Annotated in this window: 23 protein-coding genes; 9 read left to right on the top strand and 14 right to left on the bottom strand. The window is 46.8% G+C overall.

What is annotated here, in order from left to right; all coding sequences use genetic code 11:
* The first annotated feature begins 292 nt into the window (after window positions 1–292).
* Complete coding sequence (locus tag GXP65_RS18800) at window positions 293–856, top strand: hypothetical protein (RefSeq protein WP_005425048.1); 564 nt, start codon at window positions 293–295, stop codon at window positions 854–856.
* A gap of 96 nt (window positions 857–952) precedes the next feature.
* Here the strand turns inward: GXP65_RS18800 and GXP65_RS18795 are convergent, their stop codons facing one another.
* Both GXP65_RS18795 and epmB read right to left on the bottom strand, forming a co-directional pair.
* Window positions 953–1,450, bottom strand: coding sequence for an MgtC/SapB family protein (locus GXP65_RS18795; protein ID WP_005425045.1), 498 nt, complete (start codon window positions 1,448–1,450; stop codon window positions 953–955).
* A 94-nt stretch (window positions 1,451–1,544) separates the two neighbouring features.
* A complete protein-coding gene (gene epmB, locus GXP65_RS18790; protein WP_162093473.1) occupies window positions 1,545–2,567 on the bottom strand; it encodes an EF-P beta-lysylation protein EpmB in 1,023 nt (340 codons plus the stop codon).
* Window positions 2,568–2,599: 32 nt separating this feature from the next.
* Between epmB and efp the strand changes: the two genes are divergently transcribed.
* The 3 genes from efp (at window position 2,600) to GXP65_RS18775 (ending at window position 5,768) form a co-directional block, all read left to right on the top strand.
* Entirely contained in the window at window positions 2,600–3,166 is a 567-nt protein-coding gene (gene efp / locus GXP65_RS18785; RefSeq protein ID WP_005425036.1) for an elongation factor P, read from the top strand.
* A gap of 271 nt (window positions 3,167–3,437) precedes the next feature.
* Complete coding sequence (locus tag GXP65_RS18780) at window positions 3,438–4,841, top strand: SPFH domain-containing protein (protein ID WP_005425046.1); 1,404 nt, start codon at window positions 3,438–3,440, stop codon at window positions 4,839–4,841.
* A gap of 243 nt (window positions 4,842–5,084) precedes the next feature.
* Complete coding sequence (locus GXP65_RS18775; RefSeq protein ID WP_005425037.1) at window positions 5,085–5,768, top strand: nitroreductase family protein; 684 nt, start codon at window positions 5,085–5,087, stop codon at window positions 5,766–5,768.
* 92 nt (window positions 5,769–5,860) lie between these two features.
* On the opposite strand, the gene frdD is transcribed toward GXP65_RS18775, so the two are convergent.
* The 4 genes from frdD to frdA are packed head-to-tail and all read right to left on the bottom strand — an operon-like array spanning window position 5,861 to window position 9,215.
* On the bottom strand, window positions 5,861–6,238 hold the full coding sequence (gene frdD / locus GXP65_RS18770; protein WP_162093472.1) for a fumarate reductase subunit FrdD: 378 nt from the start codon (window positions 6,236–6,238) through the stop codon (window positions 5,861–5,863).
* A 12-nt stretch (window positions 6,239–6,250) separates the two neighbouring features.
* The gene (gene frdC, locus GXP65_RS18765) at window positions 6,251–6,634 is read right to left on the bottom strand and encodes a fumarate reductase subunit FrdC (protein WP_005425044.1); all 384 of its coding nucleotides are present in this window, start codon (window positions 6,632–6,634) and stop codon (window positions 6,251–6,253) included.
* Window positions 6,635–6,636: 2 nt separating this feature from the next.
* Window positions 6,637–7,395: a succinate dehydrogenase/fumarate reductase iron-sulfur subunit gene (locus GXP65_RS18760; protein WP_005425032.1), complete on the bottom strand. Its 759-nt coding sequence runs from the start codon at window positions 7,393–7,395 to the stop codon at window positions 6,637–6,639.
* Window positions 7,395–9,215 carry a fumarate reductase (quinol) flavoprotein subunit gene (gene frdA / locus GXP65_RS18755; RefSeq protein WP_005448312.1) on the bottom strand — a complete coding sequence of 607 codons (1,821 nt, stop codon included), beginning with the start codon at window positions 9,213–9,215 and terminating at the stop codon, window positions 7,395–7,397. Before frdA ends, GXP65_RS18760 begins: the two co-directional genes overlap by 1 nt.
* 449 nt (window positions 9,216–9,664) lie before the next feature.
* Between frdA and epmA the strand changes: the two genes are divergently transcribed.
* The 4 genes from epmA to GXP65_RS18735 all read left to right on the top strand — a co-directional run bounded on the left by epmA (window position 9,665) and on the right by GXP65_RS18735 (window position 12,820).
* The gene (gene epmA / locus GXP65_RS18750; RefSeq protein WP_162093471.1) at window positions 9,665–10,636 is read left to right on the top strand and encodes an elongation factor P--(R)-beta-lysine ligase; all 972 of its coding nucleotides are present in this window, start codon (window positions 9,665–9,667) and stop codon (window positions 10,634–10,636) included.
* A 9-nt stretch (window positions 10,637–10,645) separates the two neighbouring features.
* On the top strand, window positions 10,646–11,020 hold the full coding sequence (locus GXP65_RS18745; protein ID WP_162093470.1) for a VanZ family protein: 375 nt from the start codon (window positions 10,646–10,648) through the stop codon (window positions 11,018–11,020).
* Between the two features lie 21 nt (window positions 11,021–11,041).
* On the top strand, window positions 11,042–11,677 hold the full coding sequence (locus tag GXP65_RS18740; protein WP_005425015.1) for a TetR/AcrR family transcriptional regulator: 636 nt from the start codon (window positions 11,042–11,044) through the stop codon (window positions 11,675–11,677).
* Window positions 11,678–11,863: 186 nt separating this feature from the next.
* Window positions 11,864–12,820, top strand: a complete 957-nt coding sequence (locus tag GXP65_RS18735; protein ID WP_162093469.1) for a DHH family phosphoesterase — start codon at window positions 11,864–11,866, stop codon at window positions 12,818–12,820.
* A 97-nt stretch (window positions 12,821–12,917) separates the two neighbouring features.
* On the opposite strand, the gene GXP65_RS18730 is transcribed toward GXP65_RS18735, so the two are convergent.
* From GXP65_RS18730 to GXP65_RS18710, 5 genes are all read right to left on the bottom strand, one after another.
* Window positions 12,918–14,066, bottom strand: coding sequence for a murein hydrolase activator EnvC (locus GXP65_RS18730; RefSeq protein ID WP_012126490.1), 1,149 nt, complete (start codon window positions 14,064–14,066; stop codon window positions 12,918–12,920).
* Window positions 14,067–14,092: 26 nt separating this feature from the next.
* The gene (gene cysE / locus GXP65_RS18725; protein ID WP_005425016.1) at window positions 14,093–14,914 is read right to left on the bottom strand and encodes a serine O-acetyltransferase; all 822 of its coding nucleotides are present in this window, start codon (window positions 14,912–14,914) and stop codon (window positions 14,093–14,095) included.
* 78 nt (window positions 14,915–14,992) lie between these two features.
* Window positions 14,993–16,030 (bottom strand): NAD(P)H-dependent glycerol-3-phosphate dehydrogenase, encoded by a 1,038-nt coding sequence (gene gpsA, locus GXP65_RS18720; RefSeq protein WP_005425056.1) that lies wholly within the window; start codon window positions 16,028–16,030, stop codon window positions 14,993–14,995.
* Window positions 16,031–16,235: 205 nt separating this feature from the next.
* Window positions 16,236–16,700 carry a protein-export chaperone SecB gene (gene secB, locus GXP65_RS18715; RefSeq protein WP_005425051.1) on the bottom strand — a complete coding sequence of 155 codons (465 nt, stop codon included), beginning with the start codon at window positions 16,698–16,700 and terminating at the stop codon, window positions 16,236–16,238.
* 201 nt (window positions 16,701–16,901) lie between these two features.
* Window positions 16,902–17,336, bottom strand: a complete 435-nt coding sequence (locus tag GXP65_RS18710) for a rhodanese-like domain-containing protein (RefSeq protein ID WP_005425033.1) — start codon at window positions 17,334–17,336, stop codon at window positions 16,902–16,904.
* Between the two features lie 487 nt (window positions 17,337–17,823).
* Between GXP65_RS18710 and gpmM the strand changes: the two genes are divergently transcribed.
* On the top strand, window positions 17,824–19,356 hold the full coding sequence (gene gpmM, locus GXP65_RS18705; protein ID WP_162093468.1) for a 2,3-bisphosphoglycerate-independent phosphoglycerate mutase: 1,533 nt from the start codon (window positions 17,824–17,826) through the stop codon (window positions 19,354–19,356).
* A gap of 119 nt (window positions 19,357–19,475) precedes the next feature.
* Here the strand turns inward: gpmM and GXP65_RS18700 are convergent, their stop codons facing one another.
* The 3 genes from GXP65_RS18700 to GXP65_RS18690 all read right to left on the bottom strand — a co-directional run bounded on the left by GXP65_RS18700 (window position 19,476) and on the right by GXP65_RS18690 (window position 24,069).
* Window positions 19,476–20,363 carry a DMT family transporter gene (locus tag GXP65_RS18700; RefSeq protein ID WP_162093467.1) on the bottom strand — a complete coding sequence of 296 codons (888 nt, stop codon included), beginning with the start codon at window positions 20,361–20,363 and terminating at the stop codon, window positions 19,476–19,478.
* Window positions 20,364–20,486: 123 nt separating this feature from the next.
* Window positions 20,487–22,367: a methyl-accepting chemotaxis protein gene (locus tag GXP65_RS18695; protein WP_162093466.1), complete on the bottom strand. Its 1,881-nt coding sequence runs from the start codon at window positions 22,365–22,367 to the stop codon at window positions 20,487–20,489.
* Between the two features lie 286 nt (window positions 22,368–22,653).
* Window positions 22,654–24,069, bottom strand: a complete 1,416-nt coding sequence (locus tag GXP65_RS18690) for an SLC13 family permease (protein WP_005425060.1) — start codon at window positions 24,067–24,069, stop codon at window positions 22,654–22,656.
* Window positions 24,070–24,332: the final 263 nt, after the last annotated feature.

The raw sequence follows: 24,332 nt of genomic DNA, 5'->3' as shown, positions 1-24,332 counted from the left end.
AAAGTAGGTGCTAGAGGTGGTCAATCTCCACTTTTGCTTCCAAATATGAAATTTTATCCCTTTATTTACTAAGTGTAATTGTGTGAGTGAAATTGGCTTAAAAATACGCAACTGTGTGGCGATTGTGCGTAAACGGTCAGGGAAAAAGCAGAAAAATAAGTTTGGTGAATTAATTGCTTTATTCTTCAAGCGGTTAAATATGACTTCCAGCTAACATTTATCGAGATAAAATGGAGCAAAATCTGTACATTACACTATGTTGTAAATAAACAATCCCCCAATGGAGATGAAAATGAAAAAGCTAATGACGTCACTGGCTGTTGCAGCCGCTATTGCTTCACCTGTTGCCCTTGCTGACAGCACGCCAGTTATGTTCTCGACTATCGATAACACTAACGCACCTTCTAACTCTTCTGTTGGTGGTGTTCGTCTTGCGGTTCTTCACGGTCAAGTGAACGAAGTGAAAGGTGTCGACTTCTCTCTACTAGGTATGTCTGAAACAGACCGCACAACGGGTGTTAACTTCGGCCTTTTCTTTGGTGCGTCTAAAGTAAACCAAGAAATGAAAGGTGTTTCTCTAGGTCTATTCAACTGGAACCAAGGCCAAACTACGGGTCTTAACCTAGGTGCGGTAAACGTGACTAACAACGTTGAAGGTCTAAACTGGAGTGCTGTGAACTACTCTGAAGGTTACACAATGGCAGACATCGGTCTGGCAAGTATCTCTAAAAAATCTAACTTCCAGCTAGGCTTCTTCAACATGACAGACCAAATCGACGGCGTTCAAATTGGTCTTCTAAACTGTGCGGACAACGGCTTCTTCAAGTGTTTCCCAATCGTGAACTTCGCTAAATAATCAGCGATCTTCGCCAAAAGTTAAGTCACCTTCCTAACTTAACGCCAGATACAAAAAGACCCCAGCTTGATGTTGGGGTCTTTTTTATTGAGCTGTCTATTTGATTAAACGCGTTGATGTTTTTCGTTGTTGCATTTTCTGGTGCACACCACGACGTAGCGCTTTGACGCGATTTTCGGCTCGGTCCACGCCGAGCAAAACGGTCAGTGCCAATACGGTAATGATGATCGACTGCGATAAGTAACCCAAACCAATCATCAAGCCCAATCCTGCCAATACCCAAATCACTGCTGCAGAAGTTACGCCATGGATTTTGCCGTCTTGAGTCATCATCACACCGGCACCTAAGAAGCCAACGCCCGTGATGATCTGACCCAACACGCGAGCTTGGTCGAGTGTATTTGGCGAGAGTGACACTGCCATCGACATAAACAAGTAAGTGCCTGAGATAACGAGAATTGCGGTACGAATACCAACGGGCTTACCTCGTGTCTGGCGTTCTATACCGATCATCAAACCATTAATAGCACAGCAAAGTAATGCCGCCCAACTGAATGGGCCAAGATCGAAATAGTGTTCAAAAGTTGCTTGCATCTTAACCTCCAAATTTGCGGAGTATGCATAGATAAGACCGTTCGATCGAACAAAAGCTTTTGCTCGTAACGATAACCTTTATACGGCTAGCAACTTACTCTAGATGCAGATCCAGAGGCGTTTTACTTGGACGACCGCCAATTTCACGGGTTAGTTTAGGCACTAGGTAACCGGAAACTCGCGTGATCACACCGCGCATGATTGTTTTGGCTTCTTCATCGGAAACAAAGTAGTGCGCCGCACCTTGGACTTTATCTAATACGTGCAAGTAGTAAGGCAAAATGCCCGCATCAAACAAGGCTTCGTTTAATGCAACTTGTGCTTCAATGCTGTTGTTGACGTCTTTCAGTAATACGGCTTGGTTTAGCAAGGTCACTCCGGCTTGCTTAAGTTTCGCCATTTGAGCGGCAAATTCAGCGTTGATTTCGTTAGCGTGGTTGATGTGCGTCACCAACACAATTTGCAGACGAGAAGCGCGAAGTAGTTGGCATAGCTCATCAGTGATACGAGCAGGAATCACTACTGGCAAACGGCTGTGAATACGCAGGCGTTTGATGTGTGGGATTTGTGCGATGTGCTCCAATAACCAGTGGATCTCATCGTCTTTTGCCATCAAGGGATCGCCACCAGAGAAGATCACTTCGTTAAGCTCTGGTTGCTGCGCCATGTACTCTAAGCACTTTGTCCATGCTTGCTTGCCGCTTTTATTCTCTTGATAAGGGAAGTGACGACGGAAGCAGTAACGGCAATTCACCGCGCAGCCACCTTTCACGATCATTAAGGCGCGATTGCGGTATTTGTGCAGCAACCCAGGCAATTCGTTGTCTTGTTCTTCCAAAGGATCATTGGAATAGCCTTCATGGACCTCAAACTCTTCGCTCAAAGGTAAAACTTGGCGCAAAAGTGGATCGTAAGGATTGCCTTTTTCCATCCTATCGACAAAACTTTGCGGTACACGCTGTGCAAACAGCTTGCGCGCAGCAAACCCGCCCAGCCATGGCGATGGATCAATTTCCAACATTTCCAGCAATTTTGCAGGATCAGAGATCCCATTCGCTAACTGTTTGAGCCAGTTTTGCTCAACAGATTCGACTTTTCGGGTTATTATGTGCGGCATTGAATTTAGCTCTAAGAATGTAAGAGGAAAAAATGGCTACAGTTAGCACCAATGAATTTAAAGGCGGCCTTAAGTTAATGCTTGATAACGAGCCTTGTGTAATTCTGGAAAACGAATACGTTAAACCAGGTAAAGGCCAAGCGTTCAACCGCGTTAAAATTCGTAAACTTCTTTCTGGTAAAGTGCTAGAGAAAACATTCAAGTCTGGTGACACTTGTGAAGTGGCAGACGTAATGGATATCGACCTAGATTATCTATATTCAGACGGCGAATTCTACCACTTTATGAACAACGAAACTTTCGAGCAGATCGCTGCAGACGCGAAAGCAGTTGGCGACAACGCTAAGTGGTTGGTAGAAAACAACACTTGTATGATCACGCTTTGGAACGGTAACCCAATTACTGTGACTCCACCAAACTTCGTTGAGTTAGAAGTTACAGATACAGATCCAGGCCTAAAAGGTGATACTCAAGGTACTGGTGGTAAACCAGCTACGCTATCAACTGGCGCTGTTGTACGTGTTCCACTATTCATCGCAATCGGTGAAGTGATCAAAGTTGATACTCGTACTGCTGAATACGTAGGTCGTGTGAAGTAATTCACCCAAACGTACTCGATGAAAAAGGTCGCTTCGGCGGCCTTTTTTATTACCTGCCATTCTCCTCGCCCTCATCCCTGCCGTCAAAAATCGATACCTGCCGCAAATTATTGGCGATTTTGTATTATTCGTAAAAATCTTATTAATTCCATGAATCTTTCGATTATTTCTTAATGTCACAATTTGATACATTAGTCCTCGTTGTCAGCGAGTTGCATAGCAATTTGATTTTTATCGATTTAACTCAATGACAATCCAAAAGGAGAACAAAATGGAAAGCAGAGGCTTAGGACGAGGTTTAAAAGTGGAAGAGAGACGTCAGTTACTACATAAAGGATTGAAAGCAGCCGTATTTGGTATTCCGCTGCTGGCAATCGGCTTAACGATTAATAGCTCAGTGCTGATGACCGATGCGGGTTACAGCTATGTGCATCAGAACAACATCACCGGTGAATTGGACGTATTCACGGAGCCGGGCATTCATTTTCGTATGCCGTTTTTGTCCAAAATCACCAAGTATGACCAAGTGATCACCGTGTCATTTGGTAACAGTAAGGGCGAGGATTTTTATCAACGTCTTGATGCGGTGCAGGTTCGCTTTGCTGATACCTACATTGGTCAGATCCCAGTGACATTCCGCTTTAAGCTCAGCAATGATCCTGAAGCGGTTAAGAAGATGCACAAAGAGTTCCGTAACAACAGCAACCTTATCGATGCACTGCTTGTGAAGAACGCGCGTAATGTGACGGTGATTACCGCAACCCAGTACACGGGTGAAGAGTTCTTCCAAGGTGGTTTGAACCAGTTCAAATCCAAATTGGGTGACCAACTGCGTGAAGGTATTTATCTGACTGAGCGTCGTCAGGTCGAAGTGGAAGAGCTAGACCTAGCTCCGGTGGGTGCGAATCAGTCGAACGCGAACCAACTGCAACGTACTAACCAATTGGTGTGGAAAACGGTTCCGGTTGTGGATGGAACGGGGCAACCAATCCGACAGGATAACCCGCTACAGCAATACGGTATTCAAGTGACGCAGGTGACCATCGGTGACCCGCAGCCAGAGAAGCAGCTTGATCAGTTGTTGGCAGATAAGAAGCGTCTAGTTGCCGATCGTATTCGTGCGATTCAGGAGCAAGAGACGTCGAAAGCACAAGCAGAGACTGAGCAGCTACGTAAAGAGATTCAACGTACCCGTGAAGTACAAGATGCTCAGCGCAGTAAAGAGCTCGCGATCATCGCACAGCAAAAAGAAGTCGAAGTTGCACGTCAGATCGCAGAGCGTGAAATCGTCGAGGTTGAGAAAACCAAGCGATTGGCTGAGGTGGAAAAAGAGAAAGAGCTAGCGGTAGCAGAAGCGAACCTAGCGATTCAAAAAGCCAATGCTTTGTCTGCGGAGTTTGAAGCAAAAGCGATTCTTGAAAAAGGCCGCGCAGAAGCGGAAGTCTTGAAAGCGAAGTATGCGGCACTGGGTGCAAACCGAGAAGTGTACTTGGCAGAGTTGAATCGAGACGTGGCGAACTCGCTGTACAACAACCTGCAAAACTTCCAAGTGCAGATGCCACAAAACTACATCGGTGGTGGTGAAGAAACAGGTCTTAAAACCAACCTTGATGTCATTACTGGCTTTGGCGCATTGGGCTTAATGGACCAAACCAAGAAGGTCACACAGCAATAAGATCATGGATGGTCAAAAGCTAAAAAAGCAAAAAGATCATGGGTGACCAAAAGCTCTGACAACTGTACAAATCAGAGTAATGCAGAGGCTGATACGTGTTATCGGCCTCTCTTTTTTGTTGGTTATTTATTGCTGAATATTTGCGCTTTATCTCAATATCACATTGATTTTATGAAGATAAAAAGGCGAGGGTGAAATTTGTGGCTATAGTAAATCGACACCCAACAAGCGCAAGGAAGCACTATGTCGAATCAAGAACAACATCACCCACTCAATGATTTTGTTGAATACCCACCACAAGAAATGGCAGCAAGAGCTGTACATAATCTTGAGCAACTTCAACGCCGTCATTCCATTCGTAGCTTCTCTGATCGTCCAGTGGCGAAAGAAGTGATTGAGCATTGCATTCGAGCAGCAGGTACAGCTCCGAGTGGGGCAAACCATCAGCCTTGGCATTTTGTTGCGATTAACTGTGCGGAAGTGAAAGGGCAGATCCGCCAAGCCGCTGAAGAACTAGAGCGTTCTTTCTATGAAGGGAGAGCAGGGCAAGAATGGTTAGATGCACTGAAGCCACTCGGTACCAATGCCAGTAAGCCTTATCTAGAAAAAGCACCGTGGTTGATTGCGGTGTTTTCGCAGAAGAAGGGCGGCATGAGTAACGATGGGGAACAAACTAACTATTACGTGCACGAGTCAGTCGGGATTGCCACAGGCTTTTTACTTCAAGCACTGCACAATGCAGGTTTGGGTACGTTGACACACACGCCAAAGCCGATGAGCTTCTTGAGTAAGATTTGTGGGCGAGACAACGATGTCGATCGTCCATATATGTTGATTGTGACCGGTTATCCGGAAGAAGACGCAACCATTCCAGAACATGCAATGCACAAAAAGTCACTGGATGAAATCGCGACCTTTATTGAATAGTGTCTGAAACGAATAGCGCTCACGATAAACACAAATAACAGGCAATAAAAAAGCTGGCGAGATGCCAGCTTTTTTCATTTTCCGTCAGCGTCTTAAATCATGAAGATAAAGACAACAGCCAGTGCAGAGATAAGACCTGCAAATGCGTAACATGCGATCTTACCTACCACACCTGTGTGGAATTTAAGGTCGTGCATGCCGTGGTGTACACGGTGCATTGCATGCCACATTGGCAACGCTAGCGTACCGATGATGAACAGTGCGCCAATGATGCTAGTTGCGAATTCAGACACGCGCTCGTAGCTCATTGCTTCTACATCAATCACACCTAGTGGAACTAGGATGCCGAGTACGAGTACCGTGATTGGCGTGATCATTGCGAACCAAGTACCACCGGCACCAAATAGACCCCACCAGATTGGCTCATCAGAACGTTTCGGTGCTGTATTAACACTATAATTCGGTTTCATTACTCAAGCTCCTTACATCACGATGAGAACGATCAGTGAGATGAACGCAACTGCTGCCCACTGAGTCAGAACGATGATTTTCTTATCCACTGGTTTGCCTTTCAGACGAATCGGCATAACTTGTGGCATCATGCTGAAGAAAGTTTGTGCGTGGAATAGGCTACCTAGTAGTGCAACGATGTTGATCGCTACCACGATAGGGTTTGCCATGAACTCCAACCAACCTTGCCAAGCTTCTGGGCCTTTCACTAGTGAACCTAGACCGAAAGTCAGGAAGATAGTGAACAGGATAAGAGGAAGCACAGTTGCTTCACGTAGCATGTAGAAGCGGTAGAAAGGATGGTTCTTCCACCAAGTGCGTTTTACTTCACGAACGTAAGGTTTACGGTTGCTCATCCTTATGCCTCCACTTTTTTCGGTGAACCATCAGGTTTCAACATAGCAATTACGAAGTCCATAGAAGACTCTACTTTGCCTTGGTTTACTGCCGCTGCAGGATCTACGCTCTTCGGACAAACTTCAGAACAGTAACCTACGAATGTACAACCCCAAGCGCCGTTTTCACCATTGATCAGCTTCATGCGCTCATCTTTACCGTTGTCACGGCTGTCTAGGTTGTAACGGTGTGCCAGAGTCAGTGCTGCAGGGCCAATGAACTCAGGGTTCAAACCGAACTGAGGACACGCTGCGTAGCAAAGACCACAGTTGATACAGCCAGCAAACTGCTTGTATTTCGCCATTTGCTCAGGCGTTTGCAGGTTTGTGCCGTCTTCTGGTTTGCGGTCGTTACCAATGATGTAGGGTTTGATAGCTTCTAGGCGCTCGATAAACGGCGTCATATCAACGATCAAGTCTTTCTCGATTGGGAAGTTTGCTAGTGGCTCGATAGTCACGCCATTCGGGTAATCACGTAGGAAGCTCTTACAAGCTAGCTTAGGCACGTTGTTTACCATAATGCCGCAAGAACCACAGATCGCCATACGACAAGACCAGCGGTAAGACAGATCTTTGTCTAGGTGATCTTTGATGTAACCAAGCGCATCAAGCACAGACATGGTTTCATCAAAAGGTACTTCGAACGTTTGAGTATATGGTTCTGCGTCCTTCTCTGGGTCGTAACGCAGAATGTCGACTTTTTGAATGCGGTTTGATGACATTATGCTTGCTCCTCTGCCTTCTTTGCTTCTGCTTCAGCGGCTTTTTCAGCTGCTGCTGCTTTCTCTGCTGCTTCACCGTATAGACGTGCTTTAGGCTGTGACTTAGTAATCGTCACGTTGCTGTAGTCGATACTTGGTGCTGCATCTTCTTTGAAGAAAGCAAGCGAGTGTTTCAGGAAGTTCACGTCATCACGCTCTGTACAACCATCGTCTAGACGTTGGTGCGCACCACGAGATTCTTTACGCAGGATTGCAGAGTGAACCATCGCTTCTGCGACTTCTAGACCGTAGCCCACTTCAATAGCGTAAAGAAGGTCAGTGTTGAACACTTTGCCTTTGTCTTTGATGCTGATTTTCTTGTAACGCTCTTTCAGCTCAGTGATTTTCTCGATGGTTGCTTGCATCAAGTCTTCTTGGCGGTAGATACCACAACCTGCTTCCATGGTGTGACCCATTTCAGTACGGATATCTGCCCAGTTTTCATCACCTTCTTGGTTCATTAGAGCGGCAATGCGGTCTTCAACTGCTTTCACCTGAGTCGCGATAGACTCTTCGTTCCAGCCTTTGAATTCTGCAGCACGTTTCACCGCTTGTTCACCCGCAACGCGACCAAATACCACGAACTCAGCCAGCGAGTTAGAACCTAGACGGTTTGCACCGTGAAGACCAACAGACGCACATTCGCCAACCGCGAATAGACCTTTAATGCGAGTTTCACATTCGCCGTTGGTTTCAATACCACCCATGGTGTAGTGAACCGTTGGACGAATTGGAATTGGCTCTTTTGCTGGGTCAACGTTCACGTAAGCTTTCGCTAGCTCACAAATGAATGGTAGACGCTCTTGTAGATACTCTTCACCTAGGTGGCGAAGGTCTAGGTGCACCACATCACCAAGAGGGTGTTTGATGGTGTTGCCTTTCTGTTGTTCGTGCCAGAAAGCTTGAGAAACTTTGTCACGAGGACCCAGTTCCATGTATTTGTTCTTAGGTTGACCCACTGGAGTCTCAGGACCCATACCGTAGTCTTGTAGGTAACGGTAGCCGTCTTTGTTGACGATGATACCGCCTTCACCACGACAACCTTCAGTCATCAGGATACCAGTGCCAGGAAGACCTGTTGGGTGGTACTGAACGAATTCCATATCACGTAGAGGAACGCCGTGACGGTAAGCCATCGCCATGCCATCGCCCGTTACGATACCGCCGTTGGTGTTACAGTGGTAAACGCGACCTGCGCCACCCGTTGCTAGTACGACAGACTTCGCCTTAATCGTAACCAGTTCACCTTCAGACATATGGATTGCAATCAGACCTTGTACTTCACCTTCATCAACAAGCAAGTCGACAACAAAGTACTCATCAAAGCGCTTGATGTTGTCGTACTTCATCGACGTCTGGAATAGCGTGTGAAGCATGTGGAAGCCAGTTTTATCTGCAGCGAACCAAGTACGTTCAACCTTCATACCACCAAAGCGGCGTACGTTGACTTCACCGTTCTCTTTACGACTCCATGGGCAACCCCATTGCTCCATTTGGATCATTTCGCGAGTCGCGTTCTCTACAAAGTATTCAACAACGTCCTGTTCACATAGCCAGTCACCACCGCCAACAGTGTCGTTGAAGTGGTTGTCTAAGCTATCTTCATCCTTGATAACTGCTGCTGAGCCACCTTCTGCAGCAACCGTGTGGGAGCGCATTGGGTAAACTTTAGAAATAAGTGCTACTTCTAAGTCCGGGTTTGCTTCAGCCGCTGCAATAGCAGTACGAAGACCAGCGCCGCCTGCGCCGATGACTGCGATATCTGTGGTGATAATTTGCACAGTTATCCTCCAGTGTGTGATTGCGGAAATCCGCTTGTTATTGTGAGTGTGAGGGAAGGGTTTTAAGGCAATCCCTCAAAAGTAGTAGGGTTAGTGTAGGGGAGCCTTATGGCAGAAAAATTGATGTATTTGGGTTTTTTCTCCGGTAATGCACACAAGAGCATAGAAATTCTAGGTTATGTGACTGCTATCACGGCACGAAACGGTTGAGGGATAAACGTAAACTCGCTCAATGTTACATAGGTGTTGCACGACATTACCCTCATTGATAATAGGATTAATTGTGAGTGTTTTTTGTACTGTGGAACGTGAAATGCTTGCTTCAGTTTTAATCGAGTTTTATTCGTATTTAGACGGATGAAATTAAGAGGAATCCCCTATCGATGAACTAGGCAAAGCGTGCCAAAATTGCTATTTTCCTCGCTCACCAATGTATTGAGACTCTTGTTATGCAAACGACCTGGCAACCTACCGCTTCTATGGAACAACTTCGTCAACGTGCTGCGTTGATCACCGCTATTCGTCAATTCTTTGCCGAGCGACAGGTGATGGAAGTTGACACGCCAGCCATGAGCCACGCCACGGTGACCGACATTCATTTGCATACCTTCCAAACAGAGTTTGTTGGACCGGGTTATGCCGACGGCAGCAAACTGTTCTTTATGACCAGCCCTGAATTCCATATGAAGCGCTTGCTAGCAGCGGGCAGCGGCTGTATCTACCAAATCAACAAAGCGTTTCGTAACGAAGAGAATGGTCGTCATCACAACCCCGAGTTCACTATGCTGGAGTGGTACCGCATCGGCTTTGATCACCACAAGCTGATGGACGAGATGGACGACCTGCTGCAACTGGTGCTGAAGTGTGGCGCGGCAGAACGTACGACTTACCAGCAAGCTTTTATTGATGTGCTAGGCGTGTGCCCATTAGAAGGCTCGATGCAAGAGCTAAAAGTGGTCGCGGCTAAGCTAGGGCTAAGTGACATTGCCGAGCCTGAAGAGGATCGCGATACCTTGCTGCAACTGCTGTTCAGCATTGGTGTCGAAGCCAAGATTGGTCAGCAAGTGCCAGCATTTGTTTATGACTTCCCTGCATCGCAGGCGGCGCTGGCCAAGATCAACCCGCAAGACAACCGAGTGGCGGATCGCTTTGAGGTGTACTTCAAAGGTATTGAGTTGGCGAACGGCTTCCACGAGCTGGATAACCCGAAAGAGCAATTGGCGCGTTTTGAACAAGATAATGCTAAGCGTCTGGAAATGGGCTTGAAGCCACAGCCGATTGATTACCACTTGATCGGCGCATTAGAGGCGGGCTTACCAGAGTGCGCAGGCGTGGCGCTCGGCGTTGATCGCCTGATCATGTTGGCATTGGGTTGTGACCATATCGATCAAGTGACCGCTTTCCCATTCCCTATTGCTTAAGGATTGACGATGAACCTGACCGCTGCCCGTTTAGTATTGCTTAGCTACGCGACATTAATAGCGTACTTGTCTTTGAGTTCAGGAGAGTTGCAAGATTGGGGTAACATTGCTTACTTGGACAAGATGCAGCATGCGATGGCATACAGTGGTTTTGGTTTCTGGGCAGGCTTCTGTGTCGCAAATTGGCGTCAGCGTTGGATTGTGGCACTGAGTATTTTGTTATTCAGTGCTGTGATTGAAGTTTTACAAGGTTATGTGGGGCGCCAAACATCTTGGCACGACTTGATTGCGAACTCGATTGGCATTCTAACTGGTCTGCTATGTTACCGTATTTGGAGCCTCTATCGACCTAGGTTGGTGAAGTCGCTATACTCGATTCGATAATGAAGAGGGAATACGATAACCATGAAAACGCGCGACAAAATCGTCTATGCCGCACTGGAGCTGTTCAACCAACATGGTGAGCGCAATATCACAACCAATCACATTGCTGACCATATTGAAATTAGCCCAGGCAACCTTTACTACCACTTCCGCAATAAGCAAGAGATTGTGCGTGAGATCTTCGCGCTTTACTCTGCGGAATTGCTAGAACGCTTTACCCCAATTCAAGGTTCTCAAGAGAGCCTGACCATGCTAAAAAGCTACCTCGACTCGATCTTCACTTTGATGTGGAAGTACCGTTTTTTCTACGCGAACCTCCCAGAAATCCTTTCTCGAGACGAGCAACTACATGATGAATACATTGATGTTCAAGAGAAGTTGCAAGCCAACCTCATTGCGATCATGCAAGAGTTTGTGTCTTTGAAGCTGTTGAGTGTTGATCAAGAGCAGCTAAAATCACTGGTTTGTACACTGCATCTTATCGCGTGTAGTTGGTTAGCTTACCAATCGGCGATGTCACCAAAGACTCAAATCACCGAGCAAATGGTGAAACAAGGCATGCTGCAAATGCTTAACGTCGTTAAGCCAGTGGCGACCGAGCAGGGTATGGAGCAATTGCTACTGCTTGAAGAAGCGGTGAGCCGACTGCACAGTTAATACTATTTTCCCTCCTTATTAAATCTAGAAAATGAGAGTATGGCTCTACGCTTAAAGTTTAGAGCGCAGCTCTCATTTTCAGCTCCTTCCTTGAGTTGACTTGCTGTGTTCATTTCGCACAATAGGATTCATGCACCCTAAAAGCATCCGTTGGGGTATGACTCTCGATAAAGGAACTATCGTTCAATGAACTACGACATTTTTAATGGCGATGCCGACGGCATCATCGCATTGCTGCAATTGCGTTTGGCGGACCCTATTGGCGCTGAATTGGTGACGGGCGTAAAGCGCGATATCAAGCTGGTGGAAAAAGTGGAAGTGCAAGCGGGCGATGAGCTAACAGTGTTGGACATTTCAATGGAAAAGAACATGGTAGGTCTGGAGCAAGCTTTGGCTCAAGGCGCGCATGTTTTTTACGCCGATCATCATAAAGCGGGTAAGATTCCTCAACACGGGAATTTGGACGCGCACATCGACCTTGATGCCAACATGTGTACCGCTTTGATTGTCGATCAGTTGCTGGCAGGGCGATTCCATACTTGGGCGATCACTGCGGCTTATGGCGATAACTTGATTACTAAAGCCGATGCGCTGGCAGATAAAGCTGGACTCAGCGCAGAGCAAAAAGCGCAGTTAAAAGAACTTGGTACACTGATTAACTACAACGGTTACGGTTCTAAAGTCGATGACCTTCATTTCCACCCGGCGGATTTGTACCAAGCGTTAAAGCAATACGTTTCACCATTCGATGCGATTGCAGATAAAGCCTCACCTTACTACCAATTGCAATCGGCTTATCAGCAAGATATGGATGCGGCACTCGCCGTCCCTGCGACTCATGAAAGCGCTAAGCTTAAGTTGTTTGAATTGCCAAACAATGCGGCATCACGCCGAATCAGTGGTGTTTATGGCAACTGGCTTGCAAACCAAAATCCAGACTCTGCACATGCGGTGTTAACGGAAAATGCCGATGGTACTTACACCGTTTCTCTTCGTGCCCCGCTGAATAACAAGCAAGGGGCCGTGGCGGTGTGTGGGCAGTTTCCAACGGGCGGTGGTCGAGAAGCTGCCGCGGGCATCAATGCACTAAGCAAAGACGATGTCAGTGCTTTCATTGACGCAGTAGAGACTTACTACGCCTAGCATTGTTCTGAATGCGAATACGATAAAGGAGCCGAGTGGCTCCTTTGTTTTTGGGTTTCGTTATGGCACTGCTTAGCGCCGCGATGATAAACGGCTGCTATAAACGCTTTAACCAAGATTTCGGGTTCTGCGCTTCACTGTTACGGCGAATCTCGAAGTAGAGTGAGGCACGGTCTTGACCTCCGGTATCACCCGCTAGGGCAATCACTTCACCCGCAGTCACCTTATCGCCTTCTTTCTTAGTTAACGCTTGGTTGTAGCCGTAAAGTGTCATGTCGCCTTTGCCGTGGTCGAGCAGTACCACTAAGCCATAGCCACGTAAGTATTCGGCGAAAACGACAGTGCCTGGGTACACCGCTTTAACTTGTTGACCGTAGCTGGCGGACAGCACCATTCCTTTCCAGTTAACTTGACCGGTTTGTTTGGTGCCGAAGTTATGCAGCACGCGGCCTTTCAGTGGCCATGGCAGTTTGCCGCGCTGTTTCGCGATACCATCCATTGGTACTGCGTTACGTTTCGCGGCTTTGGCAATCTCTGCTTTTAGACGGGTTTCGTTGCGTTGTAATTCGGCTAGGTAACGCTTGTCGTCTTTGATGCTCTTTTGAATCTTGTTCAGCGTACCTTTACGTTGCGACTGTGTGCTTGCCAAAGATGAGCGCTTTTCCGATTGCTGCTTAAGCAAGGTTTCAATTTGTGCTTTCTCTAGCTCAAGCTGATTCTTGTTGTGTGCCAACTCTTGGGTCGTTTGGGTGATCGCATCAATGACTTTTGCTCGCGCTTTAGCGAGGTGCTGGAAGTACTGGCTGATGCGGTCTTCCTCTACGCCTTCATTAAGAAGGTGCCCATTGGCCTTGGCTCGCTCGGTCACATAGTAGGTTTGCAGCAACTGCTTCAGCTCTTCTTCTTGCGCCTGACGCTGAGCTTCTTGCAGAGCAATCTTCTCTTCCAACTTATTGATGTTTTGATCGGCTTGCGCCAAGTCGGTTTTGGTCTGTTTGATCTCGCGTTCTAATTTAGAGATACCAAGTTCTTGGTTTTTCAGCGACTTTTGCAGATCGTTAAGTTGCTTTTCTTGAGAAGTCAGCGATTTTTTCTGGCGATTGATTTCGCTAGATACGCCTTTGAGCTCTTGCTGGCTGGCAGCAGAAGAGGTGAGGGGATATGTGGCAGATAAAGCACAAGTTAATAAAATAGCCGAGCGTAGCACTGGGTGATTTTGTTTTCGCACTTGAGAGTTACCTACCACATTATTGTCAAAGGATCAGATGACGATTAAATACCATCCCCGTGGATAAAGCTTTGCGATTTGCCATTAAAGCCTTGATCCATATCGAGAGAAGGTTTGTCCGTTTTCGGACGACCAACAATTTTTGCAGGCACACCAGCCACGGTTGTGTGTGGCGGCACTGCTTGCAATACCACGGAGCAGGAGCCAATTTTTGCGCCTTCGCCCACTTCGATATTGCCAAGAATCTTTGCACCTGCGCCGATCATTACGCCTTCGCGAATTTTCGGGTGACGGTCACCGCATTCTTTGCCGGTACCACCAAGGGTGACATCTTGCAGAATAGACACGTCGTTTTCGACAACGGCCGTTTCACCAATCACAATGCCGGTTGCATGGTCTAGCATGATACCACTACCAATGCGCGCTGCAGGGTGAATATCAACCTGACATGCAACAGAAATCTGGTTTTGTAGGTAAGTCGCAAGAGCGTGACGGCCTTGCTTCCACAACCAGTTAGCCACTCGGTAGCCTTGCAGGGCATGGTAGCCCTTTAGGTACAATAACGGCATTGAGTACATTGAAACAGCTGGGTCGCGATTCACCGTGGCACAAATGTCACAAGCGGCGCCGTCCGTAATCGTTGGATCAGCGGCAAAGGCTTCTTCTACCACTTCACGTACTGCCATTGCTGGCATGGAGGCGGTGTTCAATTTGTTGGCCAGAATGTAGCTCAATGCGGCACACAAGCTGTCATGCTTGATGATGGTTGCATGATAAAAGCTCGCCAGCATCGGCTCTTGCTCTGACATTTCACGGGCTTCTGAAACGATCTTGTCCCAGACTTTTTGTTTTTCGCAGTGTTTCATTCTCAATATCCTGAGTGGTTCTTCCGTGACCCGACAACTTCTATTCTTCTCAGATGAGGTGCAAAGGGCGGTAGATTGCTACTTTCCTTCGGCTTTTTTGTCACGAGCAAGTAAATCTTGCGCTGCCAGGCGTGCATCTTTTCCTTGATACAATACTTGATAAATTTGGTCAACAATTGGCATCTCTACGCCCATGCGCTGAGATAGCATCCAAACTTCCTTGGTGTTGCGGTAGCCTTCGACCACCTGACCGATTTCTTCTTGTGCTGTGTCGACGTCTTTACCTTGGCCTAGTGCCAAACCAAAACGACGGTTACGCGATTGGTTATCGGTACAAGTTAAGACGAGATCGCCCAAGCCTGCCATGCCCATAAAGGTTTCAGGTTGTGCGCCAAGTGCTGCACCAAGACGACTCATCTCTGCCAAACCTCGCGTAATCAGCGCCGTGCGAGCATTGGCACCAAAACCAATACCATCAGACATACCCGCGCCAATCGCGATAACGTTCTTCACAGCACCACCAAGTTGCATGCCGATAAAGTCGTTGTTTGCGTAAACACGGAAGGTTTTGCTGCAGTGGATTTTCTCTTGTAGGTCGGCAACAAAAGCTGAATCTGGAGAAGCCACTGAAATTGCGGTAGGCATGCCCATCGCTAATTCTTTAGCAAACGTAGGTCCAGACAGTACCGCTAGCGAATAGCTGTCGCCAATGATGTCGAACGCCACTTCTTTTAGTAGACGACCCGTTTCTGGCTCAAGGCCTTTGGTTGCCCAACAGATACGAGAATCTTCACGTAGGAAAGGCTTACAGCTGTTGAGGACGATACCAAAAACGTGGCTAGGAACCACAACTAACAAGTCACGGCTTGCTTGAACGGCTTTTTCTAAATCCGACTCAATAATCAAGCTTTCTGGGAAATCAATACCAGGTAGGAATTCGTGGTTGGCACGATCTGCTTCAAGGCGTGCCATGTGCTCTGGCTCGTGACCCCATAGGATGACGTTCGCGCCGTTACGAGCAAGGGAAATTGCCAAAGAAGTGCCGTATGAGCCAGCACCGATCACCGTCATTGCGATGTCTTTACCGTAAGCATTGTTGGTATTTGCTTGTGTCATGCTACCGCCTAATTGTCTTTCTACTAGTAGAATCTAGTCCATAATCGCTAGAGTTTACGCTCTCAAGGGGTTAGGAACTAGGAACTTTTATCAGAAATAAAAAATGCACATTGCATCGCAGAGAGGACGCTTTGTGCATTTTCTTCAGGTATATGACGTGTGCTCATTCTTTATGAAGGGCAACACGCCACTTACAAAACGTGAATTACGCTTCAGCTTCGCCTTGTTGAGCTTGCTGTTGTAGGTAGTTCATGAATAGTGCGTCGAAGTTAACTGGCGCTAGGTTCAGTTGAGGGAACGTACCTTTAACTACTAGGCTTGAGATAGTTTCACGAGCGTATGGGAATAGGATGTTCGGGCAGAATGCGCCTAGGCAATGTGCAAGTTGACCTGCTTCCATTTTCTCAGCAGTGAAGATACCACCTTGTTGAACTTCACATAGGAACGCAGTTTCTTCTTCGTTCTTAACAGTAACGGTTAGACGTAGAACAACTTCGTAAACCCCTTCACCAAGCTCACGGCTTTGAGTGTCTAGGTCTAGTTTAACGTCTGGGTTCCACTCTTTTTGGAACATTACTGGAGAGTTAGGCGCTTCGAAAGAAACGTCTTTTAGGAAGATGCGTTGAATTGCAAAGTTTTGTTGTGCGTCTTGTGGTGCTGCTTCAGCCATTTTTAAATCCTTAATAAACATTTGTTGGGTCTAGGATTCTCTAAACCCAGAAATATGGTTTGTCCTGAGACTAACTGAGCAAATCTACCTTGACTAGATGAAGCGCGTATTACGTGCAAAGCATCACAACTTAGTGCTTCAACTGCTTTCTATTTGCTCAGTTTATATAAACGAGGCTGGCAAAATTGTTTTACCGCGACCTTATTTCTTACCACGTACTAGTGGAAGGTTCGCTTCGTTCCATGCAATCAAACCGTTTTTCAGTAGGCTTACGTTTTCGAAGCCGGCTTTCGCTAGTAGGTTTGCACTTTCTTGAGCGGTTTGACCCGTTTTGCATACCACAATGATTGGGTCTGATTTACGGTTTTCAAGGCTACCAAAGTTACCTGCTTTGATATCAGACGGCAAAATGTGAAGTGCGTCGGTGATATGACCTTGTTTGAACTCATCCTTAGAGCGGATATCCACCACAACGCCGTTTTCACGGTTCATAAGGTGAGTCAATTGGTTTACGTTAATCTCTTTGTATGCAGCTGTCGCGGATTTCACGAGGTTCATGATAAATGCGACAAGAAGACCTACCCAAACCAAAGATAGAATCATGTTCTGTTGGAAAAAATCAATGTACTCTTGCATGTCTTGAGCTCTTGCAATGTTGACGGAAAAATAAAGCAGGAGTATAGCGGGGATAGTCGCCTTAGGCGAGAGGGTTAAAATTTTCTAACGAATAATTGAGATCTAAGCGCTTCCGGTGAGCCTCGTGCGAGCTGTGCATTCCTGCAACCTTATTATCGCTTCCTCCTATCAATTTAATTGGCGTAATTGACTTCACTTCTGGTCGAAAAAGCGCACAATGAATGACAACAAAAAGTTTTTCACCAAAGTATTTCGGTGGTCGTACAAAGCATCTTGAAAGTGACTATGCTTGTGGAACACGTTTGCTGACTAGGTCGGATTGCTTGCTAACTTGTAAGATAGCAACAATAAATCGCAAACATTATTTGATCTTAACCTACAGTTTTGGTTAAAAAGTGTAGTAAAATTACGCTAGTTTTGTTTCAAGGTTAGATGGAGCAGCGAAGCTCTACACCGAAAGTTACTTAAATTTGATGAGGTCATCACTATGTCTGCTAAGAAGCCATTGGCTCTAGTTATCCTTGACGGTTACGGTTACCGTGAAGACACAGCAAGTAACGCAATTGCAAATGCTAAAACACCAGTAATGGATGCACTGATTGCGAATAACCCTAACACTCTAATCTCTGCTTCAGGTATGGACGTTGGTCTACCTGATGGTCAAATGGGTAACTCAGAAGTTGGTCACACCAACATCGGTGCAGGTCGCGTTGTATACCAAGATCTAACTCGTATCACTAAGTCTATCGCTGACGGTGAATTCGCTGAAACAGCAGCACTAGTAGAAGCTATCGACTCTGCAGTAAAAGCTGAGAAAGCAGTACACATCATGGGCCTAATGTCTCCAGGTGGTGTTCACTCTCACGAAGATCACATCTACGCAGCGGTTGAAATGGCGGCAGCTCGTGGCGCTGAGAAAATTTACCTACACTGCTTCCTAGACGGCCGTGACACGCCACCACGTAGTGCTGAAAACTCACTACAACGTTTCCAAGACCTATTTGCGAAACTAGGTAAAGGTCGTGTTGCTTCTCTAGTAGGTCGTTACTACGCAATGGATCGTGACAACAACTGGGATCGCGTTCAAGTTGCTTACGATCTTCTAACTCAAGCTAAAGCTGAGTTCACAGCAGAAACGGCAGTTGCAGGTCTAGAAGCGGCTTACGCTCGTGAAGAAAACGATGAGTTCGTTAAAGCAACGGCTATCAAAGCGGAAGGTCAAGAAGACGCAATCATGCAAGATGGCGACGCAGTTATCTTCATGAACTACCGTGCTGACCGTGCACGTCAAATCACTCGTGCATTCGTTCCTGCATTTGACGGCTTCGAGCGCGCTGTATTCCCAGCAATCAACTTCGTTATGCTGACTCAATACGCAGCTGACATCCCTCTAGCTATCGCATTCCCACCTGCGTCTCTAGAAAACACTTACGGTGAGTGGCTATCTAAACAAGGTCAAACTCAGCTACGTATCTCTGAAACAGAGAAATACGCGCACGTAACGTTCTTCTTCAACGGTGGTATTGAGAACGAATTCGAAGGCGAAGAGCGTCAACTTGTTGCTTCTCCAAAAGTAGCAACTTACGACATGCAGCCAGAAATGAGCTCTCCAGAGCTAACAGAGAAGATGGTTACGGCTATCAAATCTGGTAAATTCGATACTATCATCTGTAACTACCCGAACGCAGATATGGTTGGTCACACTGGCGTTTACGAAGCGGCTGAGCAAGCTATCGAAGCACTAGACGAAAGCGTTGGTAAAGTGGTTGAAGCAATCAAAGAAGTTGGCGGTCAAATGCTAATTACTGCGGACCACGGTAACGCAGAGATGATGATCGACCCAGAAACTGGCGGCATCCACACTGCTCACACTAACCTACCAGTACCTCTAATCTACGTAGGTGACAAAGCGGTTGAGTTCAAAGAAGGCGGTAAACTGTCTGACCTTGCTCCAACAATGCTTTCTCTAGCAGGTCTAGAAATCCCTGCAGAAATGTCTGGTGAAGTCCTAGTTAAGTAATTAACTGACGATTCAGAATGATAAAAGCCCGAGCTCGACTCGGGCTTTTTTATGTCTGCGATTCTGTGTTTAGTAAGGCGGCGGGTGACTATGGTCAACAGACTCCAATTGAACCTGAGCTATTGTACTAGGATGCCAGTGCCTATGACCGCCAGAGCAGCGCCAAACCAAGCGAATCGATTCGGACGTTTCTTGGTGTAAACCCACAACAATGGTAGCAACATGATCGGCGTTGTTGAAGAAAGCAGAGCCACCATCCCGACGTTACCTTCACGCAGCGCGTACAGAATCAACGTCATACCAATCGCCATCGCTAAAAAGCCGTTTAATGCGGTGATGCTAAATACTTTCCAAGTGATGGTTTGCGTTGCACGCGCAACTTTAACGCCAATCACCCAGAGTACGCAGTGTGCGACGAAAGCACTGATCATACGAATTGCAGAAGCGGCAACCGGATCGACACTGGTTTGCATGACTGGTTTAGCAATGATGCCGCCCAGAGCTTGACACATTGCGGCAGTTAAACCGAGCCCGACGCCAATCCAAACGTTGCCTTTGATCTCTTCTAGCGCGTTGCTGGTTTGCCCGCGTCGACCATAGAAAATTGCCATCACTACACCGCTGAAGACCAAGGCGGCTCCAATCAGCTCCATACCCGTCATGCTTTCGCTAAACAGGAAGTAACCCAGAATGGCAGAGAAGACGGCATGACAAGAAAACAACAAGCCTGCTTGGCGTGGCCCCATGCGGTTCAAACAAGCGAATAACGCGGTATCGCCAATAAAGATACCAATCAAACCGGACGCCATCATCGGCGTAATGTGTTCTGCCGATACACTGAACCAGCCACCCGTTATCCACGCCATTGTGGAGAGGATTACTGCGGTACAACCCATACGCCAACGGCTATAGGCAAACGCACCAAGATGCTGAGCGGGAACAACAGAAATTAAGCTAGAAACAGCCCATAGGAAAGCGGCACACAACGCCAACCATTCATAACCCATGATTGCGAGACATCCTTGTAGAGCAGGGGAAGGGCTTTAATATGCATCAATTTATAGAGATGTAAAAGAGCATCTTACCGCTAATAAAAAAGCAGCTCGTTGAGCTGCTTTTGATAGGGAGGGTTATACTTTAAAACGACTGATGTTCTCACGCATGGTATTGGCGGTATCGTACATCTGGCGTGCGCCTTCACTGCCTTTAAGCGATTGTTCGGCAATCATGTCGGCGTCGTCTTTAATGCCTTGTGTGTTGCGGCTGATATCTTCACTTACCGCGCGTTGCTCTTCTGCAGCGCTTGCGATTTGCATCGCCATGTCGTTGATCTCAGTGATCGAGTTGGTAATGCTGGTTAAGCTGTCGTGTGCTTGCTGAGCGTAGTCCACGCTGGTATCCGCTAAACTGGTGCTGGTTTGCATGCTATTGACTGCCAGCTTGGTGTTGTTTTGCAACGTTTCGATCATGGTACGGATTTCTTCCGTCGAGCCATGAGTGCGCTGGCTAAGTACGCGTACTTCATCGGCAACCACGGCAAAGCCGCGACCTTGCTCACCAGCACGAGCCGCTTCAATTGCAGCATTAAGTGCTAACAAGTTGGTTTGCTCGGCAATGCCTTGGATAGTCGATAGGATTTGGTTGATGCTTTGCGTGTTGGCTTCTAGCTCTGAAATCACGCTGGCAGCATCACTGACTTGTTCAGCCAGTTCAACAATCGCTTCACGGTTTTTCTGGATGACGTTTTGCCCTTCCATACAAGCAGATGCGGAGTTTTGTGAAGCGCTCGCTGTTAGCTCTGCGTGGCTTGCTACCTCAGCAGCGGTTGCTGACATCTCATGAATAGCAGTAGCAATTTGGTTGACGTCATTTTGTTGATGTTCAACACGACCCGCAGCCATCGCAGATAGCTCATTTGCTTGATTCGCTTGTTCTGAAAGCTGTTCACTGTTCTCGACAATGCTTTTTAACATGGTCTGCATTTGTGCAAGGAACTGGTTCACGTGGGTTGCGAGTTCGCCAATTTCATCCATGCGCTCGATCTTGATGCGTTGCGTAAGATCGCCTTCGCCCTGTGATAGCTCTGAAAGCGCATCAGACAGCGTTTGGAGAGGTTGTAGCAAGCGAGTGATGATGTAAGTACTGATTGCCGCAATAATCAGGTACAGCACGATAGAAGCAATAGCCGTAAATGTCACTTGCTCAGAGACAGACGCAAATGCCATTTGTTTGTCTTGCACAATACCTAAAGACCAATCGGTGTTCGGCACTTTAGCTACGTAAATCAGCTTATCGCCTTGGCTGGGCCATTGAATCGTGTCTAGCCTTGCTTCGCCTGCAAGTGTCATCATCGTACTATGAGTTAAGGCTGGATTGAGTTCTGTCAGCGGTTTTTGGCTAAGCTTTTCATCTTTGTAAGCTACCAAGTTATTGTTGCCATCAACTAGGAATGCGAAACCGTCATTATCAAGCTGAATATTAAGGACTTCTTTGATGATGTCAGTTACCGCTAAGTCAGCGGCAAGCACACCTTTCTTACCTTGATTGAATGCCTTAGCAAAGCTAACAACAATGCTGCCATCGAAATCTTGGTATGGCTCTGTGATGATCAAACCAGATTTCGCCATCGCATCTTGGTACCAAGGGCGAGTGCGAGGATCGTAGTCAGAAGGCCAAGATTCAGATTTATCACCGTAGGCAATTGATCCATCAGAGAAGCCAGCATAAACCGATAGAAACTTACCGGCTCGCTTTGTCAGTAGCATCTCGCGATCGGCATCGTCACTGCCAGCGATGATGTTTTCATTCGCGAGCATCATATCGCTACGAATCGCAAGCCAGTCACTGATGTAGCGGTTGGTCGATTGAGAGATGTTTTGAATTTCTCGATTAAGGGTAGAAGTGGTTTCTTCGCGTAGTTGATTGACGGAAACCCAAGCCTGAACGCCACTAACAATGGCGATAATGACTGCAATCGCAATCTGTATTTTTAATTTGATGGTATTTCTCATTGTCTTACCTTCATAAAATAGACAAAAAGATCAACGTCACGAGTTGTGACTCCAAAGGGTATGAGACGATTCAAGCACTGATAGTTACATGAAAGGCTGTAGTGAATTTATCGACATTTTCTTATGTAACTTGAGGTAAATAGTGTGATTCTTATTCAATATGTTGATTATGTGGGTGGTTTTTAAGTTTATGAAATAGAGGTGAATTTCTTAAAACGTATCGTGAGTAGCAAGGGGTAAAAGAGGGATTGCCTGGGGCGGCGTCAACCACCCCGAAGCTAGCGTGTTAGAACAAGATAATCACAGCGCCATAGACAATGAACAAACCAACCAAACCGATAATCAACCCAACTTTTGCCATGTCTTTGCTTTCAATCAAGCCTGTTGAGTAAGCGAGTGAGTTAGGTGGCGTAGAGACTGGCAAAATCATACCGAGCGATGCTGAGAAGGCGACCACAACCAACAAACCTTGTAGGCCACCGATAGCAACCAGACTCGGCATAGAAGCCCCAATCGCTGCTGCAATTGGCATCAACAAGTTCGCGGTAGCAGTGTTGGACATAAAGTTGGCCATCAGCCAACACACGATCGATAGGGCGACGACGACCGCAAATGGAGACAGGGACTCATAATCTATTGCGTGAGCGAGGGCTTCTGCCAAGCCAGTTTTATCTAGTGCAATACCAATGGCGATACCACCGGCTACCAGCCATAACACATCCCAGTTGATAAGCTTGAGCTCTTCTTTGCCCATGATGCCCGTCAAGGTGAAGACCGCAAGTGGAATAATAGCGACGACATAGGTATTCATGCCGTGCACTTTGGTTGTCATCCACAGCAGGATGGTCATGGCGAAGGTGACGTAAACCACGATCGCGCGCCAGCTTTTCTTAAATTTACCATCCAAGCGCAGCTTCATTTCTGGTTCGCTAGAAGGGAAGAGCTTTTGCAATAAGAACCAAGCCAGCGTCAGTTGCACTAAGACAAAAGGCAAGCCCATCATCATCCAAGATAGGAAATCGATGCTGTTTTCTCCGGTTAAATATTGCAAGGCAATCGCGTTAGGCGGGGTACCGATTGGCGTTGCGATACCACCCGTATTAGCTGCAATAGGAATACACAAAACCAGCGCTTTGATCCCCAAGTCTCCTTTTGGTGCTGAAGCAACAATGGGACCAAGGAGTGCCAGCATCATAACGGTCGTTGCAGTGTTCGACATAAACATCGAGAACACGGCGGTGATCAGCATTAAGCCTAACATGATGAACTTAGGTTGAGTGCCAAACGGCTTGAGCAGCACACGAGCAAGGTTGTTATCAAGCTCGTATTTAGAGGCAGCAATGGCGAGAGCGAAGCCGCCCATGAAAAGGATAATGATGGGAGAGGAGAAGGCAGAGAAAATATCGGTGTAAGCAATTAACTCACCCAAATCATGCCCCGCTGGTGGATTACGAAATAGATGTAAGCCTTTGTCCGATATCATGATCAATTCAAGTGCGATGATAAGAATCGAAGTAGCGAATACGGGAACTGGTTCTAAAACCCAAAGTAGTGCCGCAAGAAGGAAAATAGCCAGAAGGCGATGTTGAATTAGAGTGAGATCGTCAATTGGAATGGCATCTATCGGCATCATTAAGACACCGAGTGGAATCAAAAAACACACCAGTAACTTGACCAGAGTGTCCGCACTCATCTTTGGCATTGGCAGCCCCTTTTATAATCATCCCTCGACGCAGAATAATTGATTGCGCTTTTAGGTACTTAGAGGCAAGTACGAGTTTGAAAAAGAGAGGCGAAATTTCGAACAGAGTTTTGCTTTTCGTCAATAAAAAAGCCTCCGCGAGCGGCTGTCTCTTGATCACAAGTCTAGTGCTCAAGAGACATTGCGAGCTCGTAGCCTTCAAGGATGGTTTGTAGTTTAAACCATCCTTCCCAAAGCACCTTTATTGAAGCTCTACCCGTCCT

Origin of the sequence: Vibrio sp. LB10LO1 (genome assembly GCF_010092875.1) — a bacterium.
GTDB lineage: Bacteria > Pseudomonadota > Gammaproteobacteria > Enterobacterales > Vibrionaceae > Vibrio > Vibrio campbellii.
This window is presented reverse-complemented; position numbering and strand designations above follow the sequence as displayed.

Coding starts and splice junctions, on each gene's coding strand:
- GXP65_RS18800 (WP_005425048.1), top strand. CDS start 293: ATGAAAAAGCTAATGACGTCACTGGCTGTTGCAGCCGCTATTGCTTCA.
- GXP65_RS18795 (WP_005425045.1), bottom strand. CDS start 1,450: ATGCAAGCAACTTTTGAACACTATTTCGATCTTGGCCCATTCAGTTGG.
- epmB (WP_162093473.1), bottom strand. CDS start 2,567: ATGCCGCACATAATAACCCGAAAAGTCGAATCTGTTGAGCAAAACTGG.
- efp (WP_005425036.1), top strand. CDS start 2,600: ATGGCTACAGTTAGCACCAATGAATTTAAAGGCGGCCTTAAGTTAATG.
- GXP65_RS18780 (WP_005425046.1), top strand. CDS start 3,438: ATGGAAAGCAGAGGCTTAGGACGAGGTTTAAAAGTGGAAGAGAGACGT.
- GXP65_RS18775 (WP_005425037.1), top strand. CDS start 5,085: ATGTCGAATCAAGAACAACATCACCCACTCAATGATTTTGTTGAATAC.
- frdD (WP_162093472.1), bottom strand. CDS start 6,238: ATGAAACCGAATTATAGTGTTAATACAGCACCGAAACGTTCTGATGAG.
- frdC (WP_005425044.1), bottom strand. CDS start 6,634: ATGAGCAACCGTAAACCTTACGTTCGTGAAGTAAAACGCACTTGGTGG.
- GXP65_RS18760 (WP_005425032.1), bottom strand. CDS start 7,395: ATGTCATCAAACCGCATTCAAAAAGTCGACATTCTGCGTTACGACCCA.
- epmA (WP_162093471.1), top strand. CDS start 9,665: ATGCAAACGACCTGGCAACCTACCGCTTCTATGGAACAACTTCGTCAA.
- GXP65_RS18745 (WP_162093470.1), top strand. CDS start 10,646: ATGAACCTGACCGCTGCCCGTTTAGTATTGCTTAGCTACGCGACATTA.
- GXP65_RS18740 (WP_005425015.1), top strand. CDS start 11,042: ATGAAAACGCGCGACAAAATCGTCTATGCCGCACTGGAGCTGTTCAAC.
- GXP65_RS18735 (WP_162093469.1), top strand. CDS start 11,864: ATGAACTACGACATTTTTAATGGCGATGCCGACGGCATCATCGCATTG.
- cysE (WP_005425016.1), bottom strand. CDS start 14,914: ATGAAACACTGCGAAAAACAAAAAGTCTGGGACAAGATCGTTTCAGAA.
- gpsA (WP_005425056.1), bottom strand. CDS start 16,030: ATGACACAAGCAAATACCAACAATGCTTACGGTAAAGACATCGCAATG.
- secB (WP_005425051.1), bottom strand. CDS start 16,700: ATGGCTGAAGCAGCACCACAAGACGCACAACAAAACTTTGCAATTCAA.
- GXP65_RS18710 (WP_005425033.1), bottom strand. CDS start 17,336: ATGCAAGAGTACATTGATTTTTTCCAACAGAACATGATTCTATCTTTG.
- gpmM (WP_162093468.1), top strand. CDS start 17,824: ATGTCTGCTAAGAAGCCATTGGCTCTAGTTATCCTTGACGGTTACGGT.
- GXP65_RS18700 (WP_162093467.1), bottom strand. CDS start 20,363: ATGGGTTATGAATGGTTGGCGTTGTGTGCCGCTTTCCTATGGGCTGTT.
- GXP65_RS18695 (WP_162093466.1), bottom strand. CDS start 22,367: ATGAGAAATACCATCAAATTAAAAATACAGATTGCGATTGCAGTCATT.
- GXP65_RS18690 (WP_005425060.1), bottom strand. CDS start 24,069: ATGCCAAAGATGAGTGCGGACACTCTGGTCAAGTTACTGGTGTGTTTT.